17 protein-coding genes and 1 pseudogene are annotated in these 20,174 nt (G+C 60.4%); 12 read left to right on the plus strand and 6 right to left on the minus strand.

The window, feature by feature from the left end; translation table 11 throughout:
• Positions 1–135: 135 nt before the first annotated feature.
• The 11 genes and pseudogenes from cpdA (at position 136) to AC4LE2_RS01960 (ending at position 10,536) form a co-directional block, all read left to right on the plus strand.
• Complete coding sequence (gene cpdA, locus AC4LE2_RS01910) at positions 136–948, plus strand: 3',5'-cyclic-AMP phosphodiesterase (protein WP_491823801.1); 813 nt, start codon at positions 136–138, stop codon at positions 946–948.
• A gap of 43 nt (positions 949–991) precedes the next feature.
• Positions 992–1,600: a YqiA/YcfP family alpha/beta fold hydrolase gene (locus AC4LE2_RS01915; RefSeq protein ID WP_491823803.1), complete on the plus strand. Its 609-nt coding sequence runs from the start codon at positions 992–994 to the stop codon at positions 1,598–1,600.
• 29 nt (positions 1,601–1,629) lie between these two features.
• Positions 1,630–3,534 (plus strand): DNA topoisomerase IV subunit B, encoded by a 1,905-nt coding sequence (gene parE, locus AC4LE2_RS01920; RefSeq protein ID WP_491823804.1) that lies wholly within the window; start codon positions 1,630–1,632, stop codon positions 3,532–3,534.
• Positions 3,531–4,520 (plus strand): esterase-like activity of phytase family protein, encoded by a 990-nt coding sequence (locus AC4LE2_RS01925; RefSeq protein ID WP_491823806.1) that lies wholly within the window; start codon positions 3,531–3,533, stop codon positions 4,518–4,520. Before parE ends, AC4LE2_RS01925 begins: the two co-directional genes overlap by 4 nt.
• Entirely contained in the window at positions 4,517–5,059 is a 543-nt protein-coding gene (locus AC4LE2_RS01930; RefSeq protein ID WP_491823808.1) for a retropepsin-like aspartic protease family protein, read from the plus strand. The genes AC4LE2_RS01925 and AC4LE2_RS01930 overlap by 4 nt, the downstream gene beginning before the upstream one ends.
• Before the next feature lie 7 nt (positions 5,060–5,066).
• Positions 5,067–7,326: pseudogene (parC, locus tag AC4LE2_RS01935) on the plus strand (DNA topoisomerase IV subunit A); the annotation flags it as partial.
• Positions 7,327–7,487: 161 nt separating this feature from the next.
• Positions 7,488–8,219 carry a PqiC family protein gene (locus AC4LE2_RS01940; protein WP_491823810.1) on the plus strand — a complete coding sequence of 244 codons (732 nt, stop codon included), beginning with the start codon at positions 7,488–7,490 and terminating at the stop codon, positions 8,217–8,219.
• 525 nt (positions 8,220–8,744) lie between these two features.
• Entirely contained in the window at positions 8,745–9,281 is a 537-nt protein-coding gene (locus AC4LE2_RS01945; RefSeq protein WP_491828027.1) for a 2OG-Fe(II) oxygenase, read from the plus strand.
• 4 nt (positions 9,282–9,285) lie between these two features.
• Entirely contained in the window at positions 9,286–9,864 is a 579-nt protein-coding gene (locus AC4LE2_RS01950; protein ID WP_491823812.1) for a hypothetical protein, read from the plus strand.
• A gap of 97 nt (positions 9,865–9,961) precedes the next feature.
• A complete protein-coding gene (locus AC4LE2_RS01955; RefSeq protein WP_491823814.1) occupies positions 9,962–10,243 on the plus strand; it encodes a hypothetical protein in 282 nt (93 codons plus the stop codon).
• A 125-nt stretch (positions 10,244–10,368) separates the two neighbouring features.
• The gene (locus tag AC4LE2_RS01960) at positions 10,369–10,536 is read left to right on the plus strand and encodes a hypothetical protein (protein ID WP_491823816.1); all 168 of its coding nucleotides are present in this window, start codon (positions 10,369–10,371) and stop codon (positions 10,534–10,536) included.
• A gap of 637 nt (positions 10,537–11,173) precedes the next feature.
• Here the strand turns inward: AC4LE2_RS01960 and AC4LE2_RS01965 are convergent.
• Positions 11,174–12,670 carry a histidine kinase gene (locus tag AC4LE2_RS01965; protein ID WP_491823817.1) on the minus strand — a complete coding sequence of 499 codons (1,497 nt, stop codon included), beginning with the start codon at positions 12,668–12,670 and terminating at the stop codon, positions 11,174–11,176.
• Between the two features lie 123 nt (positions 12,671–12,793).
• On the opposite strand from AC4LE2_RS01965, the gene serB reads away from it, so the two are divergent.
• Complete coding sequence (gene serB / locus AC4LE2_RS01970; protein WP_491823819.1) at positions 12,794–13,999, plus strand: phosphoserine phosphatase SerB; 1,206 nt, start codon at positions 12,794–12,796, stop codon at positions 13,997–13,999.
• On the opposite strand, the gene betA is transcribed toward serB, so the two are convergent.
• The 5 genes from betA to choW all read right to left on the minus strand — a co-directional run bounded on the left by betA (position 14,000) and on the right by choW (position 20,171).
• Entirely contained in the window at positions 14,000–15,715 is a 1,716-nt protein-coding gene (betA, locus tag AC4LE2_RS01975) for a choline dehydrogenase (protein ID WP_491823821.1), read from the minus strand. It lies immediately after the preceding gene.
• A gap of 15 nt (positions 15,716–15,730) precedes the next feature.
• On the minus strand, positions 15,731–17,203 hold the full coding sequence (gene betB / locus AC4LE2_RS01980; protein ID WP_491823823.1) for a betaine-aldehyde dehydrogenase: 1,473 nt from the start codon (positions 17,201–17,203) through the stop codon (positions 15,731–15,733).
• A 73-nt stretch (positions 17,204–17,276) separates the two neighbouring features.
• Positions 17,277–17,873 (minus strand): transcriptional regulator BetI, encoded by a 597-nt coding sequence (gene betI / locus AC4LE2_RS01985; RefSeq protein WP_491823825.1) that lies wholly within the window; start codon positions 17,871–17,873, stop codon positions 17,277–17,279.
• Between the two features lie 220 nt (positions 17,874–18,093).
• Complete coding sequence (choV, locus tag AC4LE2_RS01990; protein WP_491823827.1) at positions 18,094–19,329, minus strand: choline ABC transporter ATP-binding protein; 1,236 nt, start codon at positions 19,327–19,329, stop codon at positions 18,094–18,096.
• A complete protein-coding gene (gene choW / locus AC4LE2_RS01995; protein WP_491823829.1) occupies positions 19,326–20,171 on the minus strand; it encodes a choline ABC transporter permease subunit in 846 nt (281 codons plus the stop codon). Before choW ends, choV begins: the two co-directional genes overlap by 4 nt.
• Positions 20,172–20,174: the final 3 nt, after the last annotated feature.

Consider the following 20,174-nt stretch of genomic DNA (forward strand, 5'->3'; position numbering starts at 1 on the left):
ACAGAGTATGTGCGTGAAGCCTGCCCTTACGCATCCGTTTCGCAACAGCTAGCGTAACTGCTTCCGCCCCCATGCTGTCTTTCCCTCCCCAACTGAACCATAATCGCCCGCAGCATCCGTAAAGGGAGACGGGCCTTGTCGAACCGCCACATCACGCGTGAATCTTCGGTCTTGCTGCTGCAATTGACCGACAGCCACCTCTTTGCCCAGGCCAACGGTACGTTGTTGGGCCTGAACACCGCTGACAGCTTGCGCCAGGTCGTTAGCCTGGCCACAGCCGAGCAGCCTGAGGTGGACTTGATGATCGCCACCGGCGATCTGTCCCAGGACGGTACGCTGGCGTCCTACCAGCGCTTCCAGCAGATGACCGCAGGCATCGACGCGCCGCAACGGTGGATGGCGGGTAACCACGACGAAGCCGCAGTGATGGCACAGCAGTTCGGTCATACCGAATTGATGGAGCAGGTGGTGGACATCGGCAACTGGCGTATCACGCTGCTGGATTCTTCAGTGTCAGGGTCCGTCCCCGGCTGGTTGGCCGATGACCAACTGCACACGCTTGAGGCCTCGCTCGAAGGCGCGCCGGATCGGCATCACCTGATCTGCCTGCACCACCACCCAGTGTCGATCGATTGCAAATGGATGGCCCCTATCGGCCTGCGCAATGCCGAGGCCTTCTGGGCGGTCGTCGATCGATACCCTCAGGTACGCGCGGTGTTGTGGGGCCATATCCACCAGCACTTGGACCATGAGCGCAAAGGCGTGCGGTTGCTGGCCACGCCGTCTACCTGTGTGCAGTTCAAGCCGTTGAGCGAAGCCTTCGCCGTGGACCGCCTGGCGCCTGGTTACCGTTGGCTGCGCCTGCACCCTGAAGGGCAGATGGACACCGGTATTTCACGGGTAGCGGATTTTGAATTCAGCCCCGACGTTGGTGGCAGCGGTTATTGAACGGGATACACTCGCTTGTCTTGATTTCACCGCAGGAGGCCGCGTGGCCCCTTCTTTGTTATACATCCATGGGCTCAACAGCTCCCCGGCCTCACGCAAGGCACGCCAGCTAGCGGCAGCCGTTGGCCAGCTTGGCTTGAGCGACCGTGTGCAGATGCCAGCGCTACATCACCACCCACGGCACGCCATCGCGCAGCTGGACGCGGCCATTGCCACCCTGGGTCAGCCACTGCTGGTCGGTAGCTCCCTTGGCGGCTACTATGCCACCCACTTGGCGCAACGGCATGGCCTGCGGGCAGTGTTGATTAACCCGGCGGTCAACCCGCACCGGCTGTTCGACGGCCGTTTGGGGACGCAGCGCAACCTTTACACTCAGGAAGAGTGGCAACTGACCCATGACCATGTGCAGGCACTGGCCGCCCTTGAAGTGCCGCCGCCTCAAGCCGGCGACCGTATCCGCGTGTGGCTGCAAACTGCGGATGAAGCCCTGGATTACCGGCAGGCCCAAGCCTTTTACCAAGGGTGCCTGGTCGAGGTAAGCGCGGGTGGCGACCACAGCTATCAGGGCTTTGCCCATCGCGTGCCCGAGTTGTTGCAGCTGGCGGGCGTTGAAGCCAACCGCTGCGCCAGTATTGATACTGCCGTTCTGTGACTTTTTATAACGATTGACGAAGAGAACCCATGGCCACTCCCAGCGCTAGCTCTTATAACGCCGACGCCATCGAAGTCCTCTCGGGCCTCGACCCGGTGCGTAAACGCCCGGGCATGTACACCGATACCCAGCGGCCTAACCACCTTGCCCAGGAAGTGATCGACAACAGTGTCGACGAAGCCCTGGCAGGGCACGCCAGCGCCATTCAGGTGATCCTTCACGCCGACCACTCCTTGGAAGTGAGCGACGATGGCCGTGGCATGCCGGTGGATATCCACCCTGAAGAAGGCGTGCCAGGGGTGGAGCTGATCCTGACCAAGCTCCATGCGGGGGGTAAGTTCTCCAACAAGAACTACCAGTTCTCCGGGGGGCTGCACGGCGTGGGCATCTCGGTGGTCAACGCCTTGTCCAACCTGGTGCGCGTGCGGGTAAAGCGCGACGGCCAAGAGTACGAAATGACCTTCGCCGACGGCTTCAAAGCCAGCGACCTCAGGGTCATCGGTACCGTGGGCAAGCGCAACACCGGCACCAGCGTCTATTTTGCGCCCGACCCGAAGTACTTCGACTCGCCCAAGTTCTCCATCAGCCGGCTCAAGCATGTGCTCAAGGCCAAGGCCGTGTTGTGCCCAGGGCTGTCGGTCACCTTCGAAGACAAAGCCAGCGGCGAGAAAACCGTATGGCATTACGAGGACGGCCTGCGCTCTTACCTGGCCGATGCGGTCAGTGATTTTCTGCGCCTGCCCACCGAGCCCTTCTGTGGCAGCCTGGCGGGTAATAAAGAAGCGGTGAACTGGGCGCTGCTATGGCTGCCTGAAGGGGGCGACAGCGTTCAGGAAAGCTACGTCAACCTGATCCCTACCGCGCAAGGCGGCACCCACGTAAACGGCCTGCGCCAGGGCTTGCTCGATGCCATGCGCGAGTTCTGTGAGTTTCGTAACCTGCTGCCGCGTGGCCTGAAGCTGGCGCCGGAGGACGTGTGGGAGCGCATTGCGTTCGTGCTGTCCATGAAGATGCAGGACGCGCAATTCTCCGGGCAAACCAAGGAGCGGTTGTCGTCGAGAGAGGCCGCGGCCTTCGTGTCTGGCGTGGTAAAGGATGCCTTTAGCCTGTGGCTCAACGCCCACCCCGAACTGGGCCTGCAACTGGCCGAACTGGCGATCAACAACGCCGGCCGACGCTTGAAGGCCAGCAAGAAGGTCGAGCGCAAGCGCATCACCCAAGGGCCGGCGCTGCCAGGCAAGCTGGCGGACTGCGCAGGCCAGGACCCGGCCCGTGCCGAGCTGTTCCTGGTGGAGGGCGACTCCGCCGGGGGGTCGGCCAAGCAGGCGCGGGACAAGGAATTCCAGGCGATCCTTCCCTTGCGCGGGAAAATCCTCAACACCTGGGAAGTGGACGGCAACGAGGTGTTGGCCAGCCAGGAAGTGCATAACATCGCGGTGGCCATCGGCGTAGACCCCGGTGCCGCCGACATGAGCCAGTTGCGCTATGGCAAGATTTGCATTCTGGCGGACGCCGACTCTGACGGCCTGCACATCGCTACCCTGCTGTGTGCGCTGTTCGTGCAGCATTTCCGGCCGTTGGTAGATGCCGGCCACGTGTACGTCGCTATGCCGCCGCTGTACCGCATCGACCTCGGCAAGGAGATCTACTACGCCCTGGACGAAGCCGAGCGCGATGGCATCCTCGACCGCCTGGTGGCAGAGAAAAAACGCGGCAAGCCTCAGGTCACACGCTTCAAGGGCCTGGGTGAGATGAACCCGCCTCAGCTGCGTGAAACCACCATGGACCCAAATACCCGGCGCCTGGTGCAGCTGACCCTGGACGACTTCGCCCAGGCCAGCGAAATGATGGACATGCTCCTGGCCAAGAAGCGGGCCGGCGACCGTAAGAGCTGGCTGGAGGCCAAGGGCAACCTGGCCGAGGTGCTCAGTTGACACGTGCTCTGCTCGCCGCATGGCTGCTGGCGGGGAGCGTGGCGGTTGCCCAGGGCGCCGCAGCGTTGCCCGAGCTTAGCCTGCTAGCCGAACACCCTGTGGAAGGCATGCGCGGCGGCAACCTGTCCGGGCTGGCGCTGTGTGCAGGCGAACTGTGGGCAGTGTCCGATCGCGACGACGATCAGGTGTACCGTCTCGACCGTTCGCAGACGGTGTGGAAAGCCCACGCCGTGACGTTCCAGGCTCCAGCCGCGCCGGATATGGGGTTGCCCTGGAACATCGTTGCTCAGGCCAAGGCCGCTGGCCTGGTGCGCGGCGGTAGCCTGGATTTCGAAGGCATCGCCTGTGACGATCGCCAGCAGGTGTACCTGGTGAGCGAGGCCAAAGCCAGCGTGTTGCGCATCGATACCGAGGGCGCCGCCCAGTGGCTGCCGCTGCCGGCTCAGCTGGTGAGCGAAGCGCTGGAACGGGGGCTGTTGCACCACTTCAACGCCATTTTCGAGGGCCTGGCCGTAACCCCGGATGGCCAACGGCTATGGCTCGCCGCCGAACGCGAACAACGCGGCCTGCTGGCGGTACACCTGGGCCCGGAGGGTTGGGCGTGCGGTGCGTCGTGCGTGCTGCTCAGCGAAGGTGGCTCGCTTGCCACCCCATTGGCCTCGCGCCTGGGCCTGAGTGCCGTGAAGGACTTTTCCGACCTGTACTTTTTCAAGGGCAAGCTGTTCACCCTGGAACGTAATGCTTACCGGGTGTGCAGACGTGACCCGGATACCGCCACCGTCGAGCGGTGCTGGTCGTTCGCCAAGGAAGGGTTGGCGCCTTCGCGACGTTATGGCAAACCCTACGGATTGACCGAGGCGTTTAGCCTGGATGACGACGGGGCCTGGGTCGGTACTGATAACAACGACTGGACGCGGGTGGACGGCGAGCGCCGGCCTGTAGTGTGGCGCTTCGCAGCACCTGCGGGTGGTTGGGAGGCACCGTGAGTACGCCGCCACCCCGCTCATCCTCGCCCCCTGGCCGTAAAGCCGGCCGCTGGTTATTGGCCCTGGCCTGGGTTGCGGGGCTGTTCCTGGCATCCCGCTTTTTTGGGGGCGTGGAGCAACGGCAGGAAAACCCTAACCCTGCGCCCAGCTCTACCCACGGCAGTGGGTTTGTCGAGGTTCGCCTGGCCGGCAATCGTCAAGGGCATTTCGTGGCCGATGGGCGTGTCAACGGCCAGGCCGTGACCTTCATGCTGGACACTGGAGCAACCGAGGTGGCGATCCCGCAGGAGGTCGCCCGCCGGCTGGCCCTGGAAAAAGGCCTGCCGGTTGCTCTTACTACGGCTAATGGTGCTACTCAGGGCTATCGCACGCGTCTGGCCACCCTGACGCTGGGGGATATCCACCTGGCGCAGGTCAGCGCGGTGGTCGTGCCCGGCCTGCCCGGCGAGCAGATTCTACTGGGCATGAGTGCCCTCAAACGTCTTGAATTTACCCTGCGTGACGGCACCATGCTGTTGCGCCAGAACACCACTCGATGAGGCTTGCATGAGCGAATCCACCGATCTCAGCCTGGATGGCGTAGAACGCCGATCCCTGGCTGACTTCACTGAACAGGCCTACCTCAACTACTCCATGTACGTGATCATGGACCGGGCGCTGCCCCACATCGGCGACGGCCTCAAACCTGTGCAGCGGCGCATCGTGTATGCCATGAGCGAGCTGGGGCTGGACGCCGACGCCAAGCACAAGAAGTCTGCCCGTACCGTAGGTGACGTGCTCGGTAAGTTTCACCCCCACGGGGACTCGGCCTGCTATGAGGCCATGGTGCTCATGGCTCAGCCGTTCAGCTACCGCTATACCCTTGTGGACGGTCAAGGTAACTGGGGCGCGCCCGACGACCCCAAATCATTCGCGGCCATGCGATATACCGAGGCGCGGCTGTCGCGTTATTCCGAGGTGCTGCTCAGTGAATTGGGGCAAGGCACCGCAGACTGGGTGCCCAACTTCGACGGCACCCTGGATGAACCCTCGGTACTGCCCGCGCGCTTGCCCAACATCCTGCTCAATGGCACCACTGGTATTGCCGTAGGCATGGCTACCGACGTACCGCCGCACAACCTGCGTGAAGTGGCAACAGCTTGCGTGCGTCTGCTGGACGAGCCAAGTGCGAGCATCGAGCAACTGTGCGAACACATGCCGGGCCCGGATTACCCCACCGAAGCCGAAATCGTCACGCCGCGGCACGAGCTGCTGAAAATGTACGAAACCGGCCGGGGGTCGGTGCGTATGCGTGCGGTGTACCGGGTAGAGGAGGGTGACGTGGTGGTCACCGCCCTGCCGCACCAGGTCTCAGGTGCCAAGGTACTGGAGCAGATCGCCTCGCAGATGCAGGCCAAAAAGCTGCCCATGGTGGCCGACCTGCGTGACGAGTCGGACCACGAACATCCATGCCGCATCGTGATCATTCCCCGCTCCAATCGCGTGGACGCTGCCGAGCTGATGCAGCACCTGTTCGCGACCACTGACCTGGAAAGCACCTACCGGGTCAACATGAACATCATCGGCCTGGACGGCCGCCCGCAACTCAAGAACCTGCGCACCTTGCTCACGGAGTGGTTGGCGTTCCGGGTGCGCACGGTGCGTCGGCGCTTGCAGTTCCGCCTGGATAAAGTAGAGCGTCGCCTGCACTTGCTGGAAGGCTTGCTGGTGGCTTACCTCAACCTGGATGAAGTGATCCATATCATCCGTACCGAGGAGCACCCTAAGGCGCGCTTGATCGAGCGCTTTGGGCTGTCCGAGATTCAGGCGGACTACATTCTCGATACTCGCCTGCGGCAATTGGCGCGCCTTGAAGAGATGAAAATCCGCGACGAGCAGGATGCGCTGGCCAAAGAGCGGGAAAAGCTCCTGGCCTTGCTGGGCAGCGAAGCCAAGCTGAAAAAACTGGTGCGCAGCGAACTGCTGGCCGATGCCAAAACGTATGGGGACGATCGCCGTTCGCCCATCGTCGAGCGGGCCGAAGCCCGGGCGCTGTCGGAAAACGAGCTGATGCCGACGGAGCCTGTGACCGTAGTGCTGTCCGAAAAGGGTTGGGTGCGCTGCGCCAAGGGCCACGATATCGACGCCACGGCGCTGTCTTATAAAGCCGGTGATGGGTTCAAGGCAGCTGCGCCTGGCCGGTCCAATCAATACGCCGTGTTCATCGACTCCACCGGGCGCAGCTATTCGCTCCCTGCACATAGCCTGCCTTCGGCACGGGGGCAGGGCGAGCCGCTCACGGGCCGGCTCACGCCGCCGCCAGGGGCTCAGTTTGAGTGCGTGCTGCTGCCAGACGACACCGCGCTTTATGTGATTGCGTCAGATGCCGGGTACGGCTTCGTGGTCAAAGGCGAAGACCTTCAAGCCAAGAACAAGGCCGGCAAGGCCCTGCTCAGTTTGCCCAAAGGTGCTCAGGTGATGGCGCCCCGGCCGTTGCTGGACCGCGAGCGCGAATGGGTCGCGGCGGTGACCACCGAGGGCCGGCTGCTGGTATTCAAAGTGGCGGACTTGCCTCAACTGGGTAAGGGCAAGGGCAACAAGATCATCGGCGTACCGGGCGACCGGGTGGCAAGCCGCGAAGAGTATGTGACCGACCTGGCCATCGTTGCAGAAGGCGCGACCCTGGTGCTCCAGGCGGGCAAGCGGACCTTGTCCCTCAAGCCCGATGACCTGGCCCATTACAAAGGCGAGCGTGGGCGACGTGGCAACAAGTTGCCGCGCGGCTTCCAGCGTGTGGATGCTTTGGTGGTAGAGCCCTCCGTCTGATTCTGGCCGGGCCACCGGTCGTTTTCAGATAGGCGCGCACGCCAGGCTGGAGTCTGATGCCGTATTCACGGATGATATGCCCCCTGTGGCGCTTGCATGTTCAAGCGCCCCTTGGCATCGGTATCACTGGAGCCCGCTTGAATGGGCCGCCTGGACGACATAATGAGCTTTCTGCGCCTGCCCCTCGTTGCTGTACTGACCGGTGTGCTCGGCCTTGCCGGTTGTAGCACCCATCAGCCAGTAACCCTGTACCAGCTTGATAGCGGCCACCCTGGCCAGCCCAAGCGTGCCAGTGGCGTAGCGGTCTTGCTGGGCCCGGTGCTGGTTGCCGATTACCTTCACCGTGAAACCCTGTTGCAGCGGCAAAAAGACGGCAGCCTGCTGGCCGCGACCGACGGCCGTTGGGCCGGTAGCCTTCCAGCAGATATCGACCAGTTGCTGCTGCGCCAGCTGGCCTGGCGCCTGGATAGCCAGCGCGTCATGCTTGCCCCAAGCCCAGGTAGCTTCACGCCAGACGTGAGGGTACAGCTGTCGATTACCCGGCTCGATTCAGGCGGCAAACAGCCTGCCGTGCTTGACGCTCAATGGCGCGTGCTGGACAGGCGTGGCCAGGTCCGTGACAGCCGTTTGGTGCACCTTGAAGAAAAACACGCAGGCGCAACCGCCGCTCAGGTTCAGGCACAAGGGGTACTGCTGCAGCGCTTGGCCGAGCAGTTGAGCCTCGTGGTCAAGCCATTGGCGAGCCAGTCGGCAAGCCAGTCGGCGAGCCAGTCCGCAATGGCGGAAGAGGCCCGCAGGGGCAACCCCGCTCAGGCCAAGAAAGACGAACCGGAACAACAAAAGATCCCGCAAGCCACGCCGGTGCGGGGGAATACGGAAGTGTTCAGGTTCTGATTTGGCAAGTGAGCTGCGCCTCTTAGATTCCGGCGGCACAAGGCATGCGCAGAAACGGTAGGAGGCCTCTTGTCCTGTGGAAAGCCAGCCCCGCTTCCCACAAGGCGCACTTTTGCAGTCAGAACAGCTTTGGCCTATAAAAGGGGCAATAGTCCTCAATCCGGCTGACTTACACATGGCGATCCTGCATACCCCCGCAGCTTTTAGAGCGGTGCTAACTTACCCTCTGCTCCAAGAACACTAGCGTTCCCCTTCGTTTAGCCTCGAATAAAATATTAAGTTACTAATTGGTGCTCTCTGTTTGCTCGTATTGCTCACGCATCTGTTGCTGGATGTTGTTTAAAAAAATCTTACATTTAAGTCTTTGTTGGTTTTTCAGAAAATCCCTAAAATCGTACTCCATTGAACGTTGGTGCGCTGAAAATTTCAGCGGTTTGCAAACTGCTTGAGTTTAAAAAGGTTTGGATTTCTGCAGGGGACTTTTGTGTGCGAACGTTGGAAAGAATAAAAGTAATCGATAACACTGTGACCCTTGAAGAGCAGCGGAAAATACTCGGCCAGTTGAAATCTGCAATCTGGCGTTTTGGGTGGCCGATAAATTACGCATATTTTGCAAAGCCTTGTTGGCACGCCTTCATAGCAGGTAGCCAACGGCCTGAGTGTGAAACGTGCGAGCCTGAACTTGAACAACACCCTTCCTGGGGCTTCTTGTACAACGTATGGGCACGGCTAAAGCAGGACCATCTTCCACATGCTACCCTGCTAGGTGTATATGCTAACGGCCAAACATTAGGGCAGGATTCGCCAATTCATCGGGATAATCGAGCAGGCGAGGTAAGTACTACTGTGGTGCTGTTCTGTAACGAGGTTTGGGCGACGTGTTGGGGTGGGGAGCTTGTCTTCTATGATAATAACAAGGAAGATTTGATCACAGCTGTTTTACCAAAACCTGGTAGGGTTGTTGTGTTTGATGGCCATATACCGCATAGCGCAAGATCTCCCTCTACGCTTTGCGATCAGTTAAGGATGACGATAGCCTTCAAGACAGCCACGCTGGCTTAGCCTTATGGAAAGTAATAAACAATCATCATCCGATTCCGAAGCCAACGATGAACAGCCTGAACATAAACCGCAAGCTGGAAAAGCCCAGGAATATTTTAAAATGGCCGCAGGTTTCGCGGCATTTGGAGCTTTTCTTTATATAGTGATGTTTTGTTTTATCGCCTCCGAACCGGTTTCCAGATTCCCAGGTCCAGGCACCTTGGAAAAAGGCGTGGTTGCTTCAGGGGGGTCATCTTTGAAAGATTCGCCCTGGATCCTTTCGTATACCGTGAAGGTCCCCAGTAAATACCCGGGTTATGTGGCTCTGCGAACTATTTATGCTCGGAAAGCTTCTTGTGGCAAAGCGAGTCTAGCGGTGGGAGATATCGTCTGGTTAACCAGCCATTTCAGAAATGACAGAAAGTTTCCGAGGCTTGCTGTTATGGAAGATGGGTGTGTCCTTCAGGACGAAGCCTTACTGGATGAGAAGCGAAAAGCCAGTGATCGAGTTGGCGTTATGGGGGTGTCGGTGTTCTTCTTGAGTGCTCTCTGTTGTGCTTTTTTAGGTATTGTCGAATGTTTTCGAACTAGAAAAATAAGCTAGATTTTGTATTGGGCACTGCCCAGGTGGCGGGTTAAAGGAACGACTCCGTCGGAACGCTACTTGTGGTCATATTCAAGCAAATATCCTAGGGGGGTAAATGACAAAAACAGTTGAGGTTTTTGCGGCTCATGTTGGTAAAAGCGTAGCTGCTACCGCACTAATTGATCAGTTTAATACGAATAAAGCTGGCTTTTCCCTCATTAATCAGTGTGCACAAGCATCGGCCGCCGTAGCAAGTGTGGCAAGCATTACAGCAGTAACTCCCGGGTTTATGCCGTTCCTAAGCCTCTCGACTCATGTGCTGGCTGGAACTACTACGTTCTTAAGATTGTTGCGGAATTTAATACTGATGACGGCCCTGATCGTGGTGATATATTAAACTTGGTCGGTAATGTTGCGGGGGCTGTAGGAAGTATCGTCCTGTTAGGAGGTATCACTGCTGGCGTTACGCCTCTCGCTTTTGCGGCGATAGCTATTGGGGGGCTCTCAATATTGAACTCCGACATGGCCAAAAATCTTTTCACGATCGTTATCATGCCTTTCTGGGAAAAGAATTTTAAAGACCAGCCGGATGCTACATATCCCGACCACTGGATTGCTCCAGACCTGAAGCTGGTCCCGCTCTTAGAAATCCAAAGCTACTACGAAAACAACATCGCGATGGTGGCGTGATCCTGCCACTGACGCCATATCGATCGGTAGGTTACCCTGGGAGCAGCGTCAGACAGCAAATAGCGTCGGTGAAAGTGAAATAACCCTACCTACCAGTGTATTGGCACCGGCAACCTGCCCACTATCGCCTGCCCCAGATGTTCAGCCAGAACCCTCGCCAGATAACAGCAGCGGCCTAGATCCTATCGTGGCTGGCAGCGGTACGGTGTCGGGCGTACCTCAAGGATTTGATCCGTTACTCCCGGGAGCTTCGGGAGTTGGGCAAGGTGCGGCTGTAAGCCCTGTTTCCGGCAGCGGAGAGGGTTTTGATCCGGCGCTGGGTGCGCCTGCACCGCCTCCTCAGCCGGGCGATGCCATAGTCACGATTGGTATCGAAGTGGTAAATGGCGGGCCTGGCTCTACCCCTGTGGAAGCTACCTTTAAAGTAGGCGAGCCGAACCCTGGCGAGCTGCCTGAGCCTCAGGATGATTACGGCTGTTGCACGGGCAGTCAGGATAGCTACAGCTAGCTCAGTGCTGGCCCCGACCTGTCCCGTAAAGCGCGATGGGCATACAGATGCTGTAGGAGGCGGGCAGAGTTGTAGGCGTAGCTCGCGAATAAGCGCTACACAACGGCCCTGATAAGAAAGCCTCTCGCCTCAGGGTTTACCACGCCGATCCGCCATCCGCACCAACTGCCGCTCTAGCAGCGAAGGGTAGGGTTCCAGCAGCCGCTCGACGCACGACGCGCCTTCCGGGCTGGCGATGGGGCGGATGCGGGCACGCTGGCGCACGAGGGCGTCATCGTTGACCTGGCGCTCTACCAAGAGCAGGTTTCGGCTGTGTTGAGAGAGGGCCAATGCGGCGCGAGCCGGCTCGGACGCCACTAACGCCTCTTGCTCCAACCCATGCAACGCATCTGCCAGGGCCAAGCCCAGCTGCAATTGCAGGGTAATGCCACTGTCCGCGACTTCTATCTGCAACTCGTGGCCCAAGGCGCGCAGCAGCTCGCCGCAGCAAATGGCGTTGGTGAGGTAGTCATCCCCTGCGTCGTTGCTGTGGAAGAGCACCAGGTTGCTACCATCGGCCAAGGCATGCACATGCCCTTGATAGAGGGACGCCGCCTGACCCAGGCATTCCCGGTAGCGATCGATCAGCTCGACCAAGCGTGCTCGTGGCAAGCGCCGCAGTTGCTCTTGTGAACCCAACTGCACTGCCAACACTGCGCTGTAGTGAGGAGTGACTGGCGCTACGGGCGCAATAGGGGCCTGCGCTACAGCAGTAGCGGGGCCTGGAACGGACAGGTCGCCCAAGTCCGCAAAAGCCGCGTCGTCTTCTTCGTCTTCGTCCGCCAGGACGCGACGCCCGGTGGGGGCAGGCTTTGCAGGCGTGCCGGTAAAGGGCACAAAGGCGGGCGTAGAGGCTTCCTCATGCTCGTCTTCAGGCTCAGGCTCCGGTGGTGCCTCAGGTGCATAGTTGGCGTGCAAGTCGCGGGCGATGTCGCCTATTTCATCCTGGCGCTCGGTGGCAGGGGTATAGGGCGTGATGTCCCGCAACCATACCCTCAGCTGTAGCAAGGGCGTGGTCAGGTGACGGCCGATACGTAAGCTGGAGGCTAACGCCAGTGCCAGGAGGATCAGGGCGAGAATGCCCATGCTCTGCAAGCTCAGGGTCATCGGCTGCTGGAACTGCTCCATGTTCAGGCTCACGCGCAGCGTGCCTGTGTTCACGTCCTGGAAGGCCAGGCGGGTTTCGTATACCCCGCCGGCCATGGTCAGCACGCCAGCCTTGGGCTTTTGCCCCGCCTCGGCGATGATCCGGTTGTCCCCGCTGGAAATGGACGCGTGAGCAACCAGGGGGTTTTTCGCCAGGTTGTTGAGCAGCACGTTCAGGCTGAGGATGTCGTTGGACACCAGCAGCTCGGTGGCAGACACGGCGGTTTGGCTGGTCAGGCTTTGCCCAAGGGCATCGGCCTGATCATGCATGGCCTGCTTGAACTGTAAGCCCATTACACACGCGTAGATCACCAGCGCCACTGCCACAAGAATGACGTTGTGGGTAGCAATGCGCAGGACGATCGGTACGCGGCGATGACGCAAGGCCCGAAAGATCAGCAGGAAGAAGTTATCGTTTTTGACTGGCGTGGGCCGGTTCACTGCGCTCGGCTCTTGAGGCTGGAAGTTGTCGCGCAGTATAACGATCGACCCCTGGCGTTCAAAGCGCCCCTGGGCAAGGAATCTGTTTAGAATGCGCTTTTTTTGCTGATATCGAGGTGAGTCTTGCGCGAATTCGTCCTGATCAACATCATCGGCCGTGACCGACCGGGGCTGAGCACTGAACTCGCCGCTGCGCTTGCCGAGGGCGACGCACGCCTCCTCGACATCGAGCAGGTGGCCACCCATGGCACCTTCAGGCTCAATGCGGTAGTCGCGCAAAGTGCCGCCGACGGCCTGCTCGGCGAGCGCCTTGAAAAGGTCTGCGAACGTTTGGGGGTTCAGGTCAGCCTTGAGCCGTTGAGCGCCAGTGCCTACCAGGCGTGGGTAGCGGCGCAGGCGCAACCGCGCCACGTGCTGAGTCTGCTCACCCAAGGCCTCACCGCTGGCCAACTGCACAGGGTCACAGCCATCGCCAGCCAGCATGGCCTTGAGGTAGAGCGCATCGACCGGTTATCTGCCCCGGTGGCGCTCAATGCCAGCGGCGTAACCCCCGCCTGCATCGACCTACGGCTGCGCGGCACTGCAATCGATGACCACGCCTTGCGCGCAGCCCTGCTGGCCGCCGGTGGCGAGTTGGGCGCAGACATCGCCTTGCAGCGGGACGACCTGTATCGGCGTCACCGCCGCCTGGCCGTGTTCGACATGGATTCCACGCTGATTCAGGCTGAGGTCATCGATGAGTTGGCCAAGGCTGCCGGGGTAGGCGAGCAGGTCTCGGAAATCACTGAAAGGGCCATGCGTGGTGAGCTCGACTTCCGAGCTAGCTTCACCGCGCGCATGGCGCTACTCAAAGGCTTGGATGTCAGCGTGCTGGATGAAATCGGCGCCAGCCTGCGCCTCACCGATGGCGCTGAAGCGTTGTTTGCAGGGCTCAAGCGCCTGGGCTACAAGACAGCGATTTTGTCGGGGGGCTTTACCTACTTCGCTCGGCAGATTCAGGCACGCCTGGGCATTGACTACGTCTTTGCCAACGAGCTGCAGGTAGAGGATGGGAAGTGCACCGGGGTGGCGGTGGAGCCCATCGTAGACGCCCAGCGCAAGGCTGACCTGCTGCGGGTATTGGCTATGAAAGAAGGGCTGAGCCTGGAGCAAACCGTTGCCGTGGGCGATGGCGCCAACGACTTAACGATGCTTGCCCTGGCAGGGCTAGGCGTAGCCTTCCGTGCCAAGCCACTGGTCAGGGCTTCGGCCCAGCACGCCATCTCAACCTTGGGGCTGGACGGCGTGTTGTACCTGCTTGGCGTGGAAGATCGGCTGCTTGCGCCTTAATTACGCCACTTTACCCGCTGAGGCAGGTGCCGCCGCTCGCATGGGCGTGCCCCGCACCGGGTTATCCCCGGCGACGTAGTAGGCAGCGGTGCTGCGGGCCAGTGGTGCGCGGCCGCGAATCCTGTCGGCAATTTTCTCTGCGATCATGATGGTGGGTGCATTCAGGTTGCCGGTGGTGATGATCGGCATGATTGACGCATCCACTACCCGTAAGGCGTCCATGCCATGCACCCGGCCCTGGTCGTCGACCACGGCCATGTCATCCGTGCCCATCTTGCAGGAACACGACGGGTGATAAGCGGTTTCAGCATGCTCGCGGATGAACCTGTCCAGCTCTTCATCGCTTTGCAGGTGCGCCCCTGGCGAGATTTCACGGCCACGGTAAGGGTCAAGCGCCGGCTGCGCCATGATCTCGCGGGTAATACGGATGCCATCACGAAACTCTTGCCAGTCCTGCTCGGTAGCCATGTAGTTGAACAGGATGCTGGGGTGCTGGCGCGGGTCGCGGGACTTGATCTGCACGCGGCCCCGGCTAGGCGAGCGCATGGAGCCTACGTGCGCCTGGAAGCCATGTTCTTTGACGCCCTTGCTGCCGTTGTAGTTAATCGCTACCGGCAGGAAATGGTACTGAATGTTAGGCCAGGTGAATTCTTCACGGGTGCGAATGAAGCCGCCCGCTTCGAACTGGTTGCTGGCGCCAATACCAGTGCCATTGAACAGCCATTCAGCGCCGATGGTCGGCTGGTTCCACCATAGTAGCGACGGGTACAGGGACACTGGCTGCGTACACGCGTATTGCAGGTACATCTCCAGGTGGTCCTGGAGGTTTTCGCCCACGCCAGGCAGGTCATGCACCAGCGGTACGTCCATGGCCTGCAACAGGGAAGCGGGGCCGACCCCGGAGCGCTGGAGGATCTGCGGTGAGGCAATGGCCCCTGCGCACAGCAGGACTTCCTTGCGGGCGCGTGCTTGCACGGTGTGGGTGCTGCCACCTTCGAGCCAGGCGACGCCTACGGCACGCTTACCTTCGAACAGGATGCGGTCGGTGAGTGCATGGGTCACGATGGTGAGGTTGGCGCGTGGTCGGGCCTGGTCCAGGTAGCCGCGTGCGGTACTGGCGCGTCGGCCCTTAGGGGTGACCGTACGGTCCATCGGGCCGAAGCCTTCCTGTTGGTAACCGTTGAGGTCTTCCGTGCGCGGATAGCCGGCCTGCACGCCTGCTTCGATCATGGCCTCGAACAACGGATTGTTCCCCGCCTTGGGGGTGGTCACGCTCACGGGGCCGTCGCCGCCGTGGTAATCGTTGGGGCCGATGTCACGGGTCTCTGCCTTGCGGAAGTAAGGCAGGCAATCCAGGTAAGACCACGCCGCCAAGCCAGGCAAATCGGCCCAGCCGTCGTAGTCCAGGGCGTTGCCGCGGATGTAGCACATGCCATTGATTAGCGAAGAGCCCCCCAGGCCCTTGCCACGGCCGCACTCCATGCGGCGGTTATCCATGTGAGGTTCTGGCTCAGTCTCGTACGCCCAGTTGTACCGGCGCCCCTGCAACGGGAAGGCCAGGGCGGCCGGCATCTGGGTGCGGAAGTCGGCGCGGTAGTCCGGGCCGCCCGCTTCCAGCAGTAGCACGCTAACGGCGGCGTCTTCGGTCAGGCGCGTGGCCAGCACATTACCGGCCGAGCCAGCGCCAATGATGATGTAGTCGTATTCTTTGCTCATACTCTGCCTCCAGGCTTAAAACACTGAGGCGTAGTCGCCCAGCTCTACCTGTATGGATTTGACCCGGGTGTATTGGGCAAGTGAGCTGATACCGTTCTCACGGCCCACGCCCGACTGCTTGTAGCCACCTACCGGCATTTGCGCAGGGGACTCGCCCCAGGCATTGATCCAGCAGATCCCGGCTTCCAGCTGATGAATGATGAGATGGGCGCGGTTCAGGTCTGGCGTGACCACGCCAGCGGCCAGGCCGAACTCGGTGTCATTGGCGCGGCGGATCACCTCGTCTTCGGAGTCATACGCCAGAATGCTCATGACGGGGCCGAAAATTTCTTCGCGCACGATGGTCATCTCGTCGGTGCAGTCGGTGAACACGGTTGGCGCTACGTACGCACCCTTGGCCAACGCGCCATCGGTCAGGCGCTCGCCACCACACAGCAACCGCGCGCCTTCTGCCTTACCCTTGGCCAGGTAACCCAGCACGCTTTCCATATGAGCAATGCTGACCATAGGCCCAAAGTTGGTGGTGTCATCCGTTGGGTCGCCCACGCGAATGCGCTTCACCCGCTCCAGTATCTTGGCTTCGAACTGGGCCTTCAGTGAGGCGGGTACGAACACCCGGGTGCCGTTTGTGCACACCTGGCCCGAACTGTAGAAGTTGGCCATCATGGCGATGTCTGCGGCTTTATCCAGGTCTGCGTCGGCGCAGATAATCAGGGGCGATTTACCACCCAGCTCCATGGTCACGTCTTTGAGCGATGAGCTCGACGCGCTGGCCATGACCTTCTTGCCGGTGTCGGTACCGCCGGTGAACGACACCTTCTCGATACGCGGATGCTCGGTGAGCCAGGTGCCAATCTCCCGGCCGCTGCCGGTCAACACGTTGAACACACCTGCGGGTAGGCCAGCTTCGGTATAGATCTCGGCCAGCTTGAGGGTGGTCAGGGACGTCACTTCGCTGGGCTTGTAGATCATGGCGTTCCCTGCCGCCAGGGCGGGGGCCGATTTCCACAAGGCAATCTGGATAGGGTAGTTCCAGGCACCGATGCCTGCGGTTACGCCCAACGGCTCGCGGCGGGTGTACACGAACGAGGTGTCGCGCAACGGGATCTGCTCACCCTCGATGGCTGGCACCAGGCCTGCGTAGTACTCCAACACGTCGGCCCCGGTGACGATGTCCACGTAACGGGTTTCGGAGTACGCCTTGCCGGTGTCCAGCGTCTCAAGCATGGCCAGTTCGTCATTGCGCTCGCGCAGCAAGTCCACGGTACGCCGAAGGATGCGCGAGCGCTCCATGGCCGTCATGGCGGCCCAGACCTTCTGGCCTTTCTCCGCGCTGATTACGGCCTTTTCAACGTCTGCCTGGGTGGCGCGCTGGACCTGGGCAAGCACTTCGCCCGTAGCTGGGTTGATGCTGTCAAATACAGCGTCGCCGCTTGCGCTGACGTAGCCGCCATCGATGTAAAGTTTTTGCAAGCCAAAGCGGGGCATGTCGTTCCTCATGAAGTTCGTCAAGGGGCCGGGCGGGCCGGGCGTTGGGTAAAAGGCCAGATTGCTCGCAAGGTTAGGCGGGCGTCTGTTTAGCCAGTTGGATGTCCAGGTACTCGTAAGCGATGCGTAGTGCTTGCTCGGTGTCGAAGGCATCGCCCGACAAGGCACCACGCAACCACAACCCGTCAATCAGCGCTGCCAGGCCGCGGGCCGCATGACGGGCCTGGGTGACTGGCAATGCGCGACGAAACTGGCAGCAGAGGTTCGAATACAGGCGGTGGTCGTTAATGCGTTGCAGCCGGTGCAGCGAGGGCTGATGCATACTGGCGGCCCAGAAGGCCAGCCAGGTTTTCCTGGCAGCGGCATTGACCTGACTGTCGTCGAAGTTGCCCTCGACGATCACCCTGAGGTGCGCACGCGGGCTGTCGTCCACCAGCGCCCGGCGGCGAGCCGCCACACTCAGCGCCAAGGCCCGCATGAGGTGCCCCATGGTGGCCTGGATCAAGCCATTCTTGTCTTGGAAGTAATGGCTGATGATGCCGTTGGACACACCGGCCATTCTGGCGATAACGCCAATGCTGGCGTCAGCCATGCCTACTTGGTCCACCGCCTGCAAGGTGGCGTCGATCAGTTGTTGGCGGCGTATGGGCTGCATTCCCACCTTAGGCATCGCGTGCTCCTTTGAGCGCTTAAGCATCAATGGAGAAGGAGTCTAGGTTATTTTGATTGATCGTTCAAATAAGAAAGTTTGTGCTGGGTGCACCGAGGCTGGCCTTGTTCGTCAACTGGCGTCGTCTCCTACCGGACAGGGACAAGCGCATCTGCCTGTAGGGGACAACGAAGTTGGCGAATAGGCTCTACGCTGCCTGAACGTGGGGTGCTGCTACAGATCAATTCACCTTGCGCAGGGGCACCACGGCGTCATTTGTGGGCGCGGCTTCAGCCGGGTGGCCCAGGCTCTTGCCCAGCAAGGCGTGGTACAGCTCCGTGTCGCCCAGAATACCCACGATCTGGTTTTGCTCTTGGAGCACCAGCTTGTGGCCCGTGTGGTAGCGGATCTCCAGCGCCTCACGCATGCCGATTTGCGCGCCTACCAAGGTAGGGCGGCGACCGAGCCTTTCCACCGGCTGACCAGGTTGCCAGGTTTGCAAGTCCAGTGGGATCTCTCCCAGGCGAGCGCTTTTCAGGCTATCGCCTTCGCCCAACCGCAACCAGGCTTGGCTGCCAGGGTCCAGGCACACTTCGCCATCGAGCCGCTTGCAGGCCGACAGTGGTCGCATCAGGCTGCGCCCACACAACACGTTCAGTGGGTTGGTATGGGCCACGAAGGTGCGCACATAGTCATCAGCAGGGTTGAGCACAATCTCCTCAGGGCTGGAATACTGGATAATCTTGCCATCCTTCATGATGGCGATCCGGCTACCCAGCTTGAGCGCTTCGTCCAGGTCGTGGCTCACGAAGACAATGGTTTTTTGCAGCTTGCGTTGCAGGTCTAGCAATTCGTCCTGCAAGCCTTGCCGGATCAATGGGTCCAGTGCGGAGAAGGGTTCATCCATGAGCAGGATGTCGGCATCCATGGCAAGGGCCCGGGCCAGGCCGACCCGTTGTTGCATACCGCCACTGAGCTCATCAGGCTTTTTGTTGCGCCACTGGGTAAGCCCTACCAGTTCTAGCTTTTCGTCCACCAGGCGGCGGCGCTCTTCCGAAGGCCGGCCTTGCATTTCAAGGCCAAAGCTGATGTTTTCCCGAACGGTGAGCCAAGGCATCAGCGCGAATTTCTGAAACACCATGGCAATACGCTTGGTGCGCATCATCTTCAGCTCTGCTGCGGAACACGAGGCAATGTCGATCTGGCTGCCTTCGTGCTCCACGAATAGCTTGCCGCGGCTTACTGTGTTCAAGCCATTGATGCAACGCAGCAGGCTTGATTTGCCTGAGCCGGAGAGGCCCATCAGCACACAGATTTCGCCCTTGTTTACTTCAAGGTTGGCTTTTTCTACCCCAACGACCAGGCCGGTGCGTTTGAGAATTTCTGGCCGGCTCAAGCCATCGTCCAGCAACTTCAGGGCTTCCTTAGGGTTACGTGAGAACACCACGTCAACGTCTTCAAAACGAATGATGCTCATGCGTCACCTCCAAGCTTAGCCTCTGGCTGTTTACAGATTCGGTCCAGCATGATCGCCAGCAGCACGATTGCCAGGCCTGCTTCGAAGCCCAGGGCAATGTCTGCCGTGTTAAGAGCGTTCACGACAGGTTTGCCCAGGCCGTCAGCGCCTACCAGGGCGGCAATCACCACCATTGACAGCGACAACATGATGCATTGGGTCACGCCTGCGGCGATGCTGGGCATGGCATGGGGCAGCTCAATGCGCGCCAGCAGTTGCCGACGCGAGCAACCGAAGGCCTTGCCAGCATCCATCAGCTCCTGAGGCACGTCGCAGATACCCAGGTAGGTGAGGCGAATAGGCGCGGCAATGGCGAAAACCACTGTTGAAATCAGCCCAGGCACTACCCCTAGGCCGAACAGCGTCAGCGTAGGGATCAGGTATACAAAGGTGGGTACCGTTTGCATGAGGTCGAGTATCGGCCGCAAGCAGGTATAGAAGAAGGGCTTGTGGGCCGCGACGATGCCCAACGGAACGCCCAGGGCCACGCACACCACGGTGGCGAAGGTGACCTGGGCCAGGGTTTCCATGGTTTCTTGCCAGTAGCCCAGGTTGAGGATCAACAGAAACGACACGGCAACGAAGATGGCCAGGCTGAGCTTGCGCTGGATGAAATACGCCAGCCCCGCGAAGATCACCACCAGCGCCAGTGGGGGGAACCACGTGAGCGCAGCGGTAAGGCCGTGAATCATTGCTTCAAGCGTTGAGGCTATCCAGTCGAATACATTGGCGCCGTGCTGGGTCAGCCAGTCGACGAAGGCGGCGATGTATTCGCCTAGCGGAAGTTTGTGGTCTGTCAGCATGGT

The sequence above is a fragment of the Pseudomonas sp. 9.3L genome, from assembly GCF_058536285.1.